A 13,724-nucleotide genomic window follows, 5' to 3' on the forward strand; every position below is an offset into this window, starting at 1 on the left:
GATACAGGAACGCCTACATGAACTTCAAACGCTGTGAAGTTTGAACGCGGGAATTGGGAAGAACTGAACGATGACTATTCTGGTAACTGGTGGTGCGGGCTTCATTGGCGCGAACTTCGTGCTGGACTGGCTGGCCGGCAATGACGAGCCCGTGGTCAACCTCGACAAACTCACCTACGCAGGCAACCTGCAGACCTTGAGCAGCCTGCAGAGCGACGCGCGGCACATTTTCGTGCATGGCGACATTGGTGATTCCGCGCTGGTGGAACAGCTGCTGAAAACCCACCAGCCACGCGCCATCGTCAACTTTGCCGCCGAGTCCCACGTCGACCGCTCGATCCACGGCCCGGAAGACTTCATCGAAACCAACATCGTCGGCACCTTCCGCCTGCTGGAAGCCGTACGCGCCTACTGGGGCGGCCTGGATGAGCAATCGCGTCAGGCCTTCCGCTTCCTGCATGTGTCCACCGACGAAGTGTATGGTTCGCTGGCCGCCGATGAACCGGCCTTCACCGAAACCCACCAGTACCAGCCCAACAGCCCGTACTCGGCCAGCAAGGCCGCCAGCGACCACCTGGTGCGCTCGTACCACCACACCTACGGCCTGCCGGTGCTGACCACCAACTGCTCGAACAACTACGGCCCTTACCACTTCCCGGAGAAGCTCATCCCGCTGATGATCGTCAACGCCCTGGCCGGCAAACCGCTGCCGGTATACGGCGACGGCCAGCAGATTCGCGACTGGCTGTACGTCAAGGACCACTGCAGCGCCATCCGCCGCGTGCTGGAAGCCGGCAAGACCGGCGAGGTGTACAACGTGGGCGGCTGGAACGAAAAGCCCAACCTGGAAATCGTCAACCGCGTGTGCGCCCTGCTGGACGAACTGCGCCCCCGCGCCGACGGCAAGCCCTACGCCGAGCAGATCACTTACGTGACCGACCGCCCGGGCCATGACCGCCGCTACGCCATCGACGCCCGCAAGCTCGAGCGCGAACTGGGCTGGAAGCCTGCCGAAACCTTCGAAACCGGCATTCGCAAGACCGTGGCCTGGTACCTCGACAACCAGGAGTGGGTGCAGAACGTACAGTCCGGCAACTACCGCGACTGGGTCGAGAAAAACTACGCAGGGCGCTCGGCATGAAGATTCTGCTACTGGGCAAGGACGGCCAGGTAGGTTGGGAGCTGCAACGCAGCCTCGCCCCGCTGGGCCAGGTGCTGGCGCTCAATTCCCGCAGCCAGGCACACTGCGGCGACCTGGCCAACCTGCCGGGCCTGGCCGAAACAGTGCGCGCCTACGCCCCCGATGTAATCGTCAACGCCGCCGCCTACACTGCCGTGGACAAGGCGGAAAGCGACCGTGAACAAGCCTTCAAGGTAAACGCCGAAGCCGTCGGCGTGCTGGCCCGCGCCGCCGCCGACTGCGGAGCATTGCTGGTGCATTACTCCACCGATTACGTGTTCCCGGGGCAGGGCACTCAAGCCTGGCGCGAAGACGACAGCGTCGGCCCACTGAATGCCTATGGCGAAAGCAAGCTGGCCGGCGAACAGGCCATCCAGGCCGCCGGTTGCCAGCACCTGATCTTCCGAACCTGCTGGGTGTATGCCGCACGCGGCAACAACTTCGCCAAGACCATGCTGCGCCTGGCTGCGGAACGCGACAGCCTGGGCGTGATCGACGACCAGCACGGCGCCCCGACCGGCGCCGAACTGATCGCCGACATCACTGCCCACGCCATCACCGCCACCCGCCGCGACCCGGCCCTGGCTGGCCTGTATCACCTGGCGGCGGCCGGTGAAACCACCTGGTGCGGCTACGCCCGTTACGTGCTGGAGCAGGCAGCGGCGTTGGGTGTGCCATTGAAAGCCCACGCCGAACAGGTCAACCCGTTGACCACCGACGCCTACCCGACCCCGGCCAAGCGGCCGGCCAACTCGCGTCTGGACACCCATAAACTGCAGCAAGCCTTTGCCCTGAACCTGCCAGACTGGCGCCTGGGTGTGGCTCGCATGCTTACGGAAATACACGAGAAATGACCACTATGAAGCGTAAAGGCATCATTCTGGCGGGCGGGTCGGGTACCCGTCTGCACCCCGCGACACTGGCTATTTCCAAGCAGCTGCTGCCGGTTTACGACAAGCCGATGATCTACTACCCGTTGACCACCCTGATGCTGGCGGGTATCCAGGACATCCTGATCATCTCCACCCCGCAGGACACCCCGCGTTTCGAGCAACTGCTGGGCGACGGCCACCAGTGGGGCATCAACATCAGCTACGCCGTGCAGGCCTCGCCAGACGGCCTGGCGCAGGCCTTCCTGATTGGTGAAGACTTCATTGGCAACGACCTGTCGGCACTGGTGCTGGGCGACAACATCTATTACGGCCACGACTTCCAGCAACTGCTGCGCAACGCCATGGATCGCGACGAAGGCGCCAGCGTGTTCGCCTACCACGTGCACGACCCCGAGCGTTACGGCGTGGTCGAGTTCGATGAGAAGGGCAAGGCGATCAGCCTGGAGGAGAAACCGACCAAGCCGAAGTCCAGTTATGCCGTGACCGGGTTGTACTTCTACGACAAGGACGTGGTCGAGATTGCCAAAGGCATCAAGCCATCTGCGCGGGGTGAGCTGGAGATTACCGATTTGAACCGGGTGTACCTGGAGCAGAACCGGTTGTCGGTGGAGATAATGGGGCGCGGGTATGCCTGGCTGGATACCGGGACGCATGACTCGTTGCTCGAGGCGAGTGGGTATATCGCGACCATTGAGCGGCGGCAGGGGTTGAAGGTGGCTTGTCCGGAAGAGGTGGCGTACAGGCAGGGGTGGATTGGGGCGGAGCAGTTGCTGAAGTTGGCGGAGCCGTTGGCTAAGAATGGGTATGGGCAGTATTTGAAGAGGTTGGTGGGGGATAGGGTTTATTGAGGAGTAATATTTTCAATTTACTCCTCAATCGTATAGTAGAAGTTAATTCTGACTGGTTGGCTAATATATATCGTTATACTTCCACTAAGATCGTGACTCACCAAGGTGTGTCACGATCTTAGTTAGAAATTCTATTGTTCCATCAGGGGGTGGTGTGTTTCATCCCGTCTATAGATCTGACGCTGCACTTGGCTGAAATTTGATCTTCTAGAATATCTTTATAAAATGCGATTATTTCCAGGTTGTCTACTGAGTCTGGAATGTCAAATTTTGCAGATGGTTCGGCGTCGTACCAGCGAACTGCATGGCGAGTTCCATTAACAACCAGATAGAATGCGAAATTCCCACGCTCTTGAATTAAGCCATCCTTTACTAAAGAGCAATGTGCAAAAATTCCTTGGTTGGTCCTATAGGCAGCAACATTAAGCTTCACCCCGGAGGATATCAACGGGGAATGCGGTAGAGGGGGGGGAATAGACTCATCTGATTCATTAATGGTAACTGATTTGTTAATTATTTGTGCCAGCGCTTCTCTGTAATAGTTCTTGCAATAATGGAAGGCAGACGGCCCCCATTGGTGATGCTCGTCAGCTGTTAGGAGAGATGGGTGGAAGGTAATAAATTGGTCTTCCCGCAACTCGCTGAGCAAGGCCTCATACATCCAGGTAAGCTCTATATTGGCTTTCTCGATATAAGGATGTGCAACTGGGAACGGGGTATTTGTTTCAGTGTCGAATTTGGACGACCAGAAAACTTTATTGATGATGACCTGGTCAATTTTTTTTAGTTCTTTCAAGAATTGAAAGAATTTTCGCATTCCTTGGAGCCAAAGCTCGCGACGCTCAGTCGTACCTTGCTGGATTACCTTAAAACCGGAGATGCTTTCATCGTTGAGAAGGCCGCTTTCGGCCAGTTCATTTGAACTTGTAATTAGCTGGCCAGACGGCAAGGTGATAAGATCGAATCTTTCATCAATTAGATCAATCAAAATGACATCAGCGTTTGAAAATTTATCTCTGGCGGATAAGATTTCCTTCGAAAAATCACATGCGACCATGCGGCGGCGAAACGCGGAAGGAATTCGGCTCAAAGCATTACTGTTTTCATAGGCATCACTACACAATGAAGCCATTGATGAACGTGCATAGTAATCTGTTAGCTTGAAATCCCGGCTTTCTTCTAGGTTGAAAATATCCCGAGATACGCAGCTACCATAAATCAGTAAGTTTTTGATCACTATCTTTTAAGCCTTCTTAAGTGAGCCTATCATTAGGATTGCATACACAGGTCAGCTCACAAATTACGTTAAGTCAATGCCCTGTAGAGACCACTTTCGTGTCGCATAGTTCATTTTTTTTTACTCCCGGGTAAGCCAGAGCTACAGAGCAGAGCAAACTCATCGTAGGGCTCTCTAGTGGGAGCAGTATCCAGACTTGCACTATAAAAAGAGCTACCCTTACGCCGCTCAATCGAAGATTTATTATCATTTTTCGTGGAAAATATCAAGGTTTATTTTTTGTATGTGATTATTGGATCCAAAACCGGCAGGTATCCCTTTGCTGATAGGGTGAGGCATGTGCACGAAAGTTTAGCGTATTAACCCGAATAAGGGCGCGTGTTCGATTATCAAGTGTGTTTCTGGCTCTATTAAACTTCTTCTAAAATTGAAGGAATGGTTGGAGTGGTTAAGCAAAATGTGATGGTCTTAAGGAGCCCGCAGGGATCATTGAAAGTGCGTTATGCCCGTTGCCCTATGGTTCGGGGTGTTTATAGCGCTTCATCTAGACTCATGGCAATTATGTGTAGAAATGAGTTATGATAAGTTTTTTAATGTTGAGGGGCGTTAATGGAAGCCGTTCTGAGTGCCGCTAAGGAACTTATCGCCAAAGGCGAGGCGGACTTGTCAGCAGCAGGGAAACCATTCTGCGATCAGCTAACAGCTGAGCAGTGGCGTGTAGTCCGAGGGAAGAAGTTATCAGAAGCAGAGATTCATGCTGTTGAGGAGTTGTCAGCACATGCACACTTTGCAGACAAACCCCATGGTCGACAGCGGTTGTATGAGCTCGCAAAAATTGCAAGGCTTGACGGAATGTTGAGTTCCGGTAGCTCGCTTGAGCTACTCATTTCCGGACTGGAGTCCGATATAAGATGTGGGATTAACACTCCTTCGGCTTATGCGATGCTTGGTGCGTCTCATGTAGCTGAGGGGCGCTATGATCTGGGCGTTTACTACTTTAATAAGTCGAATGCGATTGCAGGCCGTAATAATTGTATTACTGCATTCATGGGGTTGTCGCGAGCGATGCCAGCAAGTGCCGCGTTTGAACAGCCTCGAACCAGATCAACTGATAGCCCGCTTGTTTTTTTGAACGAAATAGTTGACTTTGCAGGTGGGCCAGTTGCGGTGGTTGCAGGTAATGCACTGTATATCAACCGATTTTTAGAGAATTATGCCAGATCGATTGCTGAAAAAGGATTAGGTTCCTTTAGCGGGATGCACGTCCACTGGGTGAAAGAAAAGAACGAGTCATCTGACTCTATCGATTTGACAGTAAATAAAGCAAAATTGGCTTTCCCAAGCTTGAATGTGACATTTGAGCAGGTTGAGGACGTATTAGATAAGAAGTCATATTTCGCTCAGTCCAGGTTTCTAGTTGCGAGGCGTCTGAACGAACACTATCGCCTGCCATTGCTGATTACTGATTTGGATTTTCAGTTAGGCCAAGATCCATCTGATGCAATTAAAAAGCTGAGCTTTATTGATGTAAGTTTCCTTCAGCACAAATCTAAAAGTGCTCAGTGGGCATTCCCTTGGCTACGCAGTATGGCAGGCAGTGTATGGGTAAATGATACTGATGCCGCCAGGGAATTTTTCAGGCTGATGGAGGTTGGATTTTCTTCTTGCTATAACCCGCATTGGTTTAATTGGGGGGTTGATCAGAATCTATTAACGTCGGTTCTGGAGTACAGCCGTACAACGTTCCATTTGAATTTCGCTTCGTTTGCAGAGGTAGCAGGTCCCCATTTGTTTAATGTTCCAATGGATTTGAAGGCTGGCGTCAAAAGTCAAGCTATTTGAGTAAGGGCGACGGGCCATTATTAATGGTCTGTCGCCTTTAACTTAGGCAAGATCCTGTATTCTAATTTTTTGAGGGCTATATTCAGATATGGCACCTTCTGAGAGCTTTTGTTTTAGTTGTGATATAAAAATGCTTGGGTTCTCCAGGTCAAACCCGCCGAAGTCTAAAAACTTATACTTCCACCACTGAACTTCTTGAAGATCATTGAGTAGCGTGTTGGATTCAAATCTCATTTTTATAAATTTCGCCGGATTTCCTCCAACTATAGTGTAGGGCTCAACATCTTTGATAATATGTGAGTTTCCTGCAATTACTGCCCCGTCACCAATTTTCACACTGCCAGCGATCGTAACTCCTTCGCCAATCCAGACATCATTACCAATAGTTATCCCATACTTTCCTGTGCCTTTGTACGGTGTAGGGGAAAACTTTTCCTCCTCATCGAGTTCTGAGTGGATCTCAAAAAACTTTCTGTCGTACGTAAATGGGGAGGAAGATATCCTCTCATGAGGATGGCGTGGGCCAAGTACCCGAACACCTGTTGCTATGGAGCAGTAACGCCCAATGGAGACGGAAACTGGCATTGAAGACATGCAGTAAGTAAAGCTTCCGACGGAATATAAGTTGTCGTGAACGGCCAGGCGGCAATGTGGTTCAATTGCGAAATTGAAGGGAACAATGATTTCTTTGTTTGGTACTGCGGTTGGTGTCGCAGTAGCAGGCTTACGCCAGACCCCAATTTTATGCTGGGCAAGTGCAGTGATTATCGGGATGGCTGCGTACTTGTTCACTTGGAGATGCTCTATATGTTGTTTTCTGTTTTAGGGGGGCTAGAAAGCGCTATATATTGTTGGCGCACTAATTGTTTTTGTGGTGCTTCTTTGTTGAGGCCATGATTATATCTTGAGCCATCTTTTTTTTGATTGTCGCACGTGAAAACTCGGTGACAAAGTCTAGTCTAGGTGTGCTCTGTAGTTTTAGTTCCTCTAATGCTGTGATAGCGCCGTCAACGTCGCATGGAGAAAACAAGGCCACATTGTTTATGCGTTTTTTGGCGAAGCGGTTTGCATAGCCTGATAGACCGCCCCATATGGGTTTGTTGGTTGCAGCGTACTCGAAGAGTTTTGAGGGTAGTACTCGTCGAAATGCCTTCAGGTCATTTAAGTGCAAAAAAAGAATGTCGGCTTCTTGGTATACACGAAGTAGTTGATCTCTTTTCATTGGGGCGGAAATTCTAACATTGTTGACACTTGCATCTTCCAATGCCCGCACCAGTGTTTTTTGCGCGCTACCTGCGCCGATGAGATGGAATTCTACTCTGTCTGCAAGTCGCAGAGCTAGTTCGGGAATAATTCGATGTAGTCCCTGGCCCGCTCCTATGTTGCCCGCATAAACAATCTGTAATCGAGACTGGCAGAACTCTGAAGATGGTAACAGTTGCGTATGTGCGGTTTTGACAAATAGCTCATCAACACCGTTCGTATAAAATGCAAAGGACCGTCCAGGGTAACGTTTGGCGAAATATGGTAGGAACCCAGGGGAAATGAGATTCACACGTAAAGCCGAATTAATAGTCCACCGTTCAAGTGGGGAAAATATGGAAGCTGCGAAACGCCCCCATCGAGACGGCAGCAAATCACGAATAGTATCTACAAATATATCGCGAATATCCAAATATAAACCGCAGCGGCTGCGCTTTGAGACCAGTGCTCCTAAGGACGCAGTCATCAAACGGGATGAAGTGGAGAATACTAGTGTATAGCGCTTGCCATAGGTTAGTTTCAGTGTGTTCATGGCAAAGCACGCAAAGGCCCAAGCCTGATCTCTTATGCCGCTGCGATGTGCGGGAATTTGAATACGGCGAATGGTAAGGTTTTCTGAGTGCTCTACACCAACTGCATTCGCGATAAAAGAATGATAGCGGTTAGGTTGAGTAGTTATAATTTCAATTTCCACATCTGGTCCCAACTCTTCGCGTAAAGCTTGGACCAACGCCCCTGCTCGAAAGGAACCAGCTGATAAATCCGGCGGATAATAAAAGCTAAGTAACAGGATTTTCGAGGCCATTACCGGGTCAGCGCTCCGAGAACATGATCATATAGCTCAACCAGGCGCGATTCTTGCTCCTCCCAATTTAGCTTGCATGCGGTTGCTCGAGCATTGCTCGCAAGTTTAGCGCGCAGCGACACGTCAGTAACTAACTGGTTAAGGGCATTAGCTAATGCTGGCGAGTCATTGTGCGGGACGAGAAGGCCTACTTCATTGCCCCTTACAATTTTGCGGATCTCAGGGAAGTCGGTAGCGACCACAGGTAGGCCTGCTGTTAAGTATTCGAATAGTTTATTGGAGTCGGTGGTGTAATGATTAAGACAGGTGTTCTCAATTGGTTGAACGCCAATATCTGCTGATGCTGTATAGCTTGGCAAATCTACAAGGCTGACCGTCGGGATAAAAAATATACGATCTTGTAAGCCTTTCTCGATGGTCAATTGGGTCAGCATTTGAGTTAGGCGACCGCCGCCTATGAAAACAAAATAGGCATTTGGTACGAACGGTGCGGTATGAATTAGTTTTTCTAATCCGCGGCCTTGCTGTAATCCGCCTTGGTATAGAATTATCGGCCATGAAGGATTTAGATCGAGTTCCTTTCGAATGCGGTTTGAGGTGTCAGAAGATGATAGTCTAGGCCGATTTTGTAAAACAGTAGGACGCTTTACATTATACGCGCGTGCGAAAAACTTCGCTCTGGCGTCAGTTGTGGTAATGCAGCCGTCAGCTTTTGGCATTAGTGTTTTTTCAACAAACCCCACCAATCGGCGAAAGCTACTATAGCCTTCGCGACTGGTGCTTATTTCATGTGCGTCATATACTAAATGCGATTTGCCTAGTCTAGCTGCGAGCCATGCGGTGGGCAAAGTATTTACATCATGGGCGTGTACTACGTCAGCTTGATAGCGCAGCATTTGAACCATGAGGCAAAGGTGGGTCCAAGCTCTGGTGATAACGCGTAGAAGCTGATGCTTAATGCTTAGAGTGCTCTTGTGCGAGCTTAAGCCGTTGTTGCTGGTTCCATTAACCGCTGGCTTGCGCCATTTCCACAATGGGCTTCGTGCTACGCGAATAATTTCTATCCCGTCTGGGAGGCGCTCACGTGATTTGGTTACTCCAGGAGTATGTAGAGCAAACACGCAAACTTGGTAACCTGATCGTTGAAGTGTTTGAGCTTCTTTAAGAACGCGGGCATCGTTTAGAAACTCATTCCAAACAACCATGGCTATACGCTTCATTTGATCACCGCAAGATTATCAGTTTCAATTGATGAGGCGAGCATCGAAATATCTGGAAGTAATTCAGCTGCGGACAGGTAGTGCTGTCTTGATAAAAGCTGATCTAGATTGTAGCAGAGGGCGGATAGCATAAGTCTTTTTTCATCAATCTGCTGGATGTCGTCACGATGTTGCTGCAGGTCGGCTAACAATGAAGGTAAGCTGGCAGAGAGACTATTGGTTTGCAGGCAGGCACCAATCGGTTCTAGGCTCCAGTTGCCCCAGTAACTTATGTTTAATACGCCGTTGCTTGATATTAGTATCTGGTCTTTACCGATTTGGCTGTTACTGATATACAGTGGGGTGCTTCGGAGAGTATCTCGGACTAGATGCTTTAACTCCATGAATTTTTTAAAGTCATGGGTGTACTCATTGTTACCCAGCGCAGTTCCGAAACTGTGGAGAACATTATCGCTCAAGCGATCCCAAAGGAGTGGGCGCGAGCGTGAGTATTTTTGAATCAGGCTCTGGGGCGGAGTATAACGCATCAGGATTTTTGTAGAGGCCGCTTGGTGTATTCCAGTTTCTATTGCTGGGATCTTATCCAGTGATTGAGGCGAGAAAATATGGCAGTGGAAGCCATCCAGAAGCGTTGCCTGGATGAGGGGTGCTGTAGGTATGTTCGCAAGGTTTGGCTCTGTAAGGAGCGTTGCCTCATTGATTGCCAAAGTAGTTCTATTGGTGTTAAAGACTTTAATCAGGTAAGCGTCTTTTTGGCCGGTGTTTGTTTCGCTTTCTACCTCGATAGCGAATACATCATGGATGCCTGTTTGATGCCACTTGATGTCGTGCTTTATGTATGATTTTTCTGTCACCTCCTGAATTAGGTCGTGCGCCCAAATTTTTGCGTTGTCGCTGGTGAACAGGCTCCAGAATTTTTCTGGTTTTCCGCGAGCTTCGCTAGGAAGCTTGTGATCTTTGAAGAATAGTGCGGAGATTTGTAAGTGTTGCTCTTTTAGTGATGTCAGGTCTTGAACAAGTAGCGTTGCTCGCTGCATGATTTGACGTGTAAGAAGAATGCCAATGATAGCGGGCAATAATTTTGGTGGGGTATCAGAGAGTAAGTCGTAGGCAAGATAAGAAAATGCGGCAAAAAAACCAATAGAACCGATCGGGTTTATTGACTCGTGACTTGTTTCATTGCCTTGTGTGTTGCTGTTTTTCTTAATTCTTTTTCTTAATTTTGCGATGATTCCCCAGCAAAGCCAAAAGGCTACTGTGGCGACGGTGAGTTCTAGGTAGATATAGCCAAGAGCTGCTATTGTCAGGCCAAGAAATACAATAGCGGCTAGGCTTCGGGTGAACCTTAAGTATGCTTTGCTGGCTACCTCGTTTTGGCCGTCAAAGAGAATTAACTTTCGACTGTTCAGGATTAGCCGTTCGCTACCTAGCTTAGTTAACTTTTTTATTAGTGCTTCAGAAGTCAGGTATAGAACATAGAAAAGCGCAGCGGTGCTGCACAATAAAAGGAAAAGGTCTTTTCGCTCGAATGTCTTCAGGTACTCGGGGAAGTACGAAGGGATGTTCGGTGAGCCAATAAGTATGATGGCTTTCAGCGGCAGGAATGATGCTGCTAGTAGGCTGATTTGAGCTGCTAGAGTCAGAACTATAATTGTTAGTGTAAGCCCCGGGATTATGCGAGTTATCTTGTTGGCTACGGAGTACATCCAGCGGCCAGCGTTGAAATTTAACGACTTCATTTCGCTCATAATAACTTGCCTTGCTTCAGGCCTGCGCCTGAGTTAATCGTCGGGGCGTTTTGGCTTAATTTAGCTGCCAGGAAATTACAGCTTGGCTTGCAGTGCCTTCCTTTGGCTGAATTTGCTTGAAGTTAGCAACGATCAGCGCAGCGCTTGGCTTTTTGTAATAAACTTGGATCAACGAATCGCTTTGAGTTTTGATTGTTGCTTTGTAACCGTTGGATTCAAAGGATTTGTTAAAGTCTTGATAGGTGGAGTTTAGATCAGTCGAAGTTTCAAAGAAGTGCAGTTGGCGATCCTGGTTGTCTTTTGTAGCGGTGTAGCTCTTGGTGGTTTTAATGTTGTTGAAGGTGATCTGTTTGCCTTCTTTTAGATCTACTTTCGCTACGTTCGGGGCGTCGCATGCAGTAAGGAAGAGAGCGATAATCGAGTACAGGGCAATCTTTTTCATGTTTGTTCCGGAGGATTTCAGTTTTGGTGGGCAGTAATGGAGAATTGCGCTTTCACAGCGTTCTTCATTTCAAATGCAACCATCGACGTGTCAATCTGTTGCATGAATCCAACACCGCTGATGCCTTTTACAAGTTGATCATCGTTCCAGCCTGTGACGACCGTGCATGGGCAGTTCGAAGCGATGATAATTCGATAGCTGGACGCCGGATGACGAATCTCCACGCCATCTGGAGTTTTTGTCACCTGCGTGCCATCACCGCAGTGGAACAGGCTAAACATGGGCTTGTCTTTCAGCGTGGTATGGATCTCGTCGCTGATGTCGAGCCGCAGGTGTTGCAGATGACCTGTGATGCTGCGTTTGACGACAGTATCGGCAAAGGCATCATGTGAGCCATGCAGGGAAAACGCATTATCAATGACCTCACCGGCAAGTTGAGCGTGCCCTGGTTCAATGCTATATGGCACATCACCGATAACCGGATTGTTGTGCGAGTAGGGGCCCCTCAGGAAGCTCTGTATTGGCTTGACATACTCGTGCGAATAGAAGCTAGGGTCGATAAGCCACTCAATACCATCCATGAACAACGTGAAAGACAGGTTGTCCTGATGTTTGTGTGTTTTGCACAGCGAAGTTGCAAACATGGTCAGCATGTAAGCGGTCTGTGCATGGTTGCCCTTGATAATCGCGTATCCTGCAGTCGGAAGGATCGTCGCGGAGGTAGTTGGATAATTCTTGCAATTGCGTACCGTTTCCAGGTCCGGATTAGCGCGGCGGAACGTGTCGCCCTGGGCAGGGGAGCGATTATCCGGGTAGCGCAAGAAGTCAGAGAATTTGAGTAGTTCTTCAGCGACCGTTGGAATGGTGGTGACGTGGGAACTCTGCTGCGCCAGTTCGCCGGCGAAGGCGATCAGCCGTTGCACACCTTGGTGATAGCCGATGGAGTTTTCGACAAACACCGCGTAACCGTTGTCGCGAACGATCAACCTGTCAAGCTGGTCAGTCAGGCGTGACAAGGCCAGCGACTGCCAGCGTTCGGAGCATGGGAAATCGGGCATGGCCAGGCTGGTTGCCAGCAGTGCCATATCCTGGAACCAGGCATGGTTGTGGTAGCGGGATGCTTGGTGAGAGGCGTAGAACATCTCCGAAGCCAGCAGCTGGGCGTGTTTGAAGATGGCTGCGCGCAGGCGCACCATGAAGCGGGTATCGAACTGCTGCTTTGCACCAATATCCCAGATCATCAAGAACGCTAGCAGTCGCTCGGCGGTGCCATGGTCATACCAGGCAAACTTCCTGTCCTCGTCGGCATTGAAATAGCTTCGTTCCAGCCAGTTACTGGTGAACTCGCGTGCCGGGAACAGAGGAGCAACGCTGCTCTCTTGCCGTGCATGCAGCATCAGAATGATTGCCGGATGCAGCGAATGCCACGAAAAACGATAGGTGCCAACAGCGTCGAGTTCGTCTGGCAGGGTCAGTTGCCAGTCCCAGTCCAGGCCAATGTTTCCATAGAGTGGGCAGACGCCTTTCTCCAGATAATCATTCGCTTGAGTCGGCACGTCCTTGAAGCACTTCTCCATGTAAGCATACAGAGAATCGAGAAGTGCTTCGGGAAGAGGCTGTCTTGCAAAACCTTCGGTCAGCCAGGCAGCGGGCTTGTCGTTTTCATGCCAGCAAGTCAGGCGCTCGATCTCCAGGGTGGAGCCTTCTTCTTGCGGCTGTCCTTTGAAATAGAGCTTTATTTCCTCAAAATCGCAGGCGGGCGGGGCAGCCCAGTCATTCTGAATACCGAATGCCAGGTCGTTGTGCCCGATAGTGAAATCTACCCACTCACCTCGTGCGGCATTCACGATCTTTACATGGCGGTAGCTGCCTTCGAATGTGTAGCCAACGCCGATGTAGTTCAGCTTTTCCCAATCGGATATGCGGAACCTCAGGTGCAGGCCGTTCCCGTGGAAGCTACGCGGCATCTTGAAGCGAAGTTGGTAGACGTTCGCGTTTCCAGTAAAGGTAAATACTGGATTGCCATCCAGCATTGCAGCGCGCGCATTGCCGCTGAAACCCTGCAGGTTGAAAGGCTCGTCGATTTCGCTACCGTGGTTGCAGAATGATCTGTAGTCCAGAATGGCCCGGTCGGAGAGGAAGTCCAACGCAGGCTTATCTGCCACGGGTACTGGTGTGGCCTCGATTTCGTCTTCCTTGAAGAGGTGATCGCGGATTTTCTTAAGCATGTCTTTGTAATGTTTTCT

At 50.1% G+C, this 13,724-nt stretch carries 11 protein-coding genes; 4 read left to right on the forward strand and 7 right to left on the reverse strand.

Going from position 1 to position 13,724, the window contains the following annotated elements:
* Window positions 1–70: 70 nt before the first annotated feature.
* From rfbB to rfbA, 3 genes are read left to right on the forward strand one after another with little or no spacing between them, the layout of a single operon-like run.
* Window positions 71–1,141, forward strand: coding sequence for a dTDP-glucose 4,6-dehydratase (gene rfbB, locus CAG22_RS17030; protein ID WP_085692414.1), 1,071 nt, complete (start codon window positions 71–73; stop codon window positions 1,139–1,141).
* A complete protein-coding gene (rfbD, locus tag CAG22_RS17035) occupies window positions 1,138–2,034 on the forward strand; it encodes a dTDP-4-dehydrorhamnose reductase (protein WP_061550844.1) in 897 nt (298 codons plus the stop codon). The genes rfbB and rfbD overlap by 4 nt, the downstream gene beginning before the upstream one ends.
* Window positions 2,035–2,039: 5 nt before the next feature.
* Entirely contained in the window at window positions 2,040–2,921 is an 882-nt protein-coding gene (gene rfbA, locus CAG22_RS17040; protein ID WP_085590156.1) for a glucose-1-phosphate thymidylyltransferase RfbA, read from the forward strand.
* Window positions 2,922–3,063: 142 nt separating this feature from the next.
* Here rfbA and CAG22_RS17045 read toward each other — a convergent pair whose 3' ends face one another.
* Window positions 3,064–4,158: a DUF6270 domain-containing protein gene (locus CAG22_RS17045; RefSeq protein WP_085705833.1), complete on the reverse strand. Its 1,095-nt coding sequence runs from the start codon at window positions 4,156–4,158 to the stop codon at window positions 3,064–3,066.
* 609 nt (window positions 4,159–4,767) lie between these two features.
* Between CAG22_RS17045 and CAG22_RS27850 the strand changes: the two genes are divergently transcribed.
* Entirely contained in the window at window positions 4,768–6,000 is a 1,233-nt protein-coding gene (locus CAG22_RS27850) for a hypothetical protein (protein ID WP_139833479.1), read from the forward strand.
* A 42-nt stretch (window positions 6,001–6,042) separates the two neighbouring features.
* Here the strand turns inward: CAG22_RS27850 and CAG22_RS17050 are convergent, their stop codons facing one another.
* From CAG22_RS17050 to CAG22_RS17075, 6 genes are all read right to left on the reverse strand, one after another.
* Entirely contained in the window at window positions 6,043–6,792 is a 750-nt protein-coding gene (locus tag CAG22_RS17050; RefSeq protein WP_139833480.1) for a CatB-related O-acetyltransferase, read from the reverse strand.
* A 67-nt stretch (window positions 6,793–6,859) separates the two neighbouring features.
* Entirely contained in the window at window positions 6,860–8,068 is a 1,209-nt protein-coding gene (locus CAG22_RS17055; RefSeq protein WP_085705835.1) for a glycosyltransferase family 4 protein, read from the reverse strand.
* Window positions 8,068–9,288: a glycosyltransferase family 4 protein gene (locus CAG22_RS17060; protein WP_085705836.1), complete on the reverse strand. Its 1,221-nt coding sequence runs from the start codon at window positions 9,286–9,288 to the stop codon at window positions 8,068–8,070. Before CAG22_RS17060 ends, CAG22_RS17055 begins: the two co-directional genes overlap by 1 nt.
* A complete protein-coding gene (locus tag CAG22_RS17065; RefSeq protein WP_085705837.1) occupies window positions 9,285–11,036 on the reverse strand; it encodes a hypothetical protein in 1,752 nt (583 codons plus the stop codon). The genes CAG22_RS17060 and CAG22_RS17065 overlap by 4 nt, the downstream gene beginning before the upstream one ends.
* Before the next feature lie 55 nt (window positions 11,037–11,091).
* Window positions 11,092–11,478, reverse strand: coding sequence for a hypothetical protein (locus CAG22_RS17070; RefSeq protein WP_085705838.1), 387 nt, complete (start codon window positions 11,476–11,478; stop codon window positions 11,092–11,094).
* Window positions 11,479–11,495: 17 nt separating this feature from the next.
* Window positions 11,496–13,706, reverse strand: coding sequence for a heparinase II/III family protein (locus tag CAG22_RS17075; protein ID WP_256582438.1), 2,211 nt, complete (start codon window positions 13,704–13,706; stop codon window positions 11,496–11,498).
* Window positions 13,707–13,724 lie beyond the last annotated feature (18 nt).

The sequence above is a fragment of the Pseudomonas sp. B8(2017) genome (assembly GCF_002113575.1).
Taxonomy (GTDB): domain Bacteria; phylum Pseudomonadota; class Gammaproteobacteria; order Pseudomonadales; family Pseudomonadaceae; genus Aquipseudomonas; species Aquipseudomonas putida_Z.

Bases quoted from the DNA above. Each gene is read 5' to 3' on its own strand.
- rfbA (WP_085590156.1), top strand. From the start codon at position 2,040: ATGAAGCGTAAAGGCATCATTCTGGCGGGCGGGTCGGGTACCCGTCTG.
- CAG22_RS17065 (WP_085705837.1), bottom strand. From the start codon at position 11,036: ATGAGCGAAATGAAGTCGTTAAATTTCAACGCTGGCCGCTGGATGTAC.
- CAG22_RS17075 (WP_256582438.1), bottom strand. From the start codon at position 13,706: ATGCTTAAGAAAATCCGCGATCACCTCTTCAAGGAAGACGAAATCGAG.
- CAG22_RS17055 (WP_085705835.1), bottom strand. From the start codon at position 8,068: ATGGCCTCGAAAATCCTGTTACTTAGCTTTTATTATCCGCCGGATTTA.
- rfbB (WP_085692414.1), top strand. From the start codon at position 71: ATGACTATTCTGGTAACTGGTGGTGCGGGCTTCATTGGCGCGAACTTC.
- CAG22_RS17070 (WP_085705838.1), bottom strand. From the start codon at position 11,478: ATGAAAAAGATTGCCCTGTACTCGATTATCGCTCTCTTCCTTACTGCA.
- CAG22_RS27850 (WP_139833479.1), top strand. From the start codon at position 4,768: ATGGAAGCCGTTCTGAGTGCCGCTAAGGAACTTATCGCCAAAGGCGAG.
- CAG22_RS17060 (WP_085705836.1), bottom strand. From the start codon at position 9,288: ATGAAGCGTATAGCCATGGTTGTTTGGAATGAGTTTCTAAACGATGCC.
- rfbD (WP_061550844.1), top strand. From the start codon at position 1,138: ATGAAGATTCTGCTACTGGGCAAGGACGGCCAGGTAGGTTGGGAGCTG.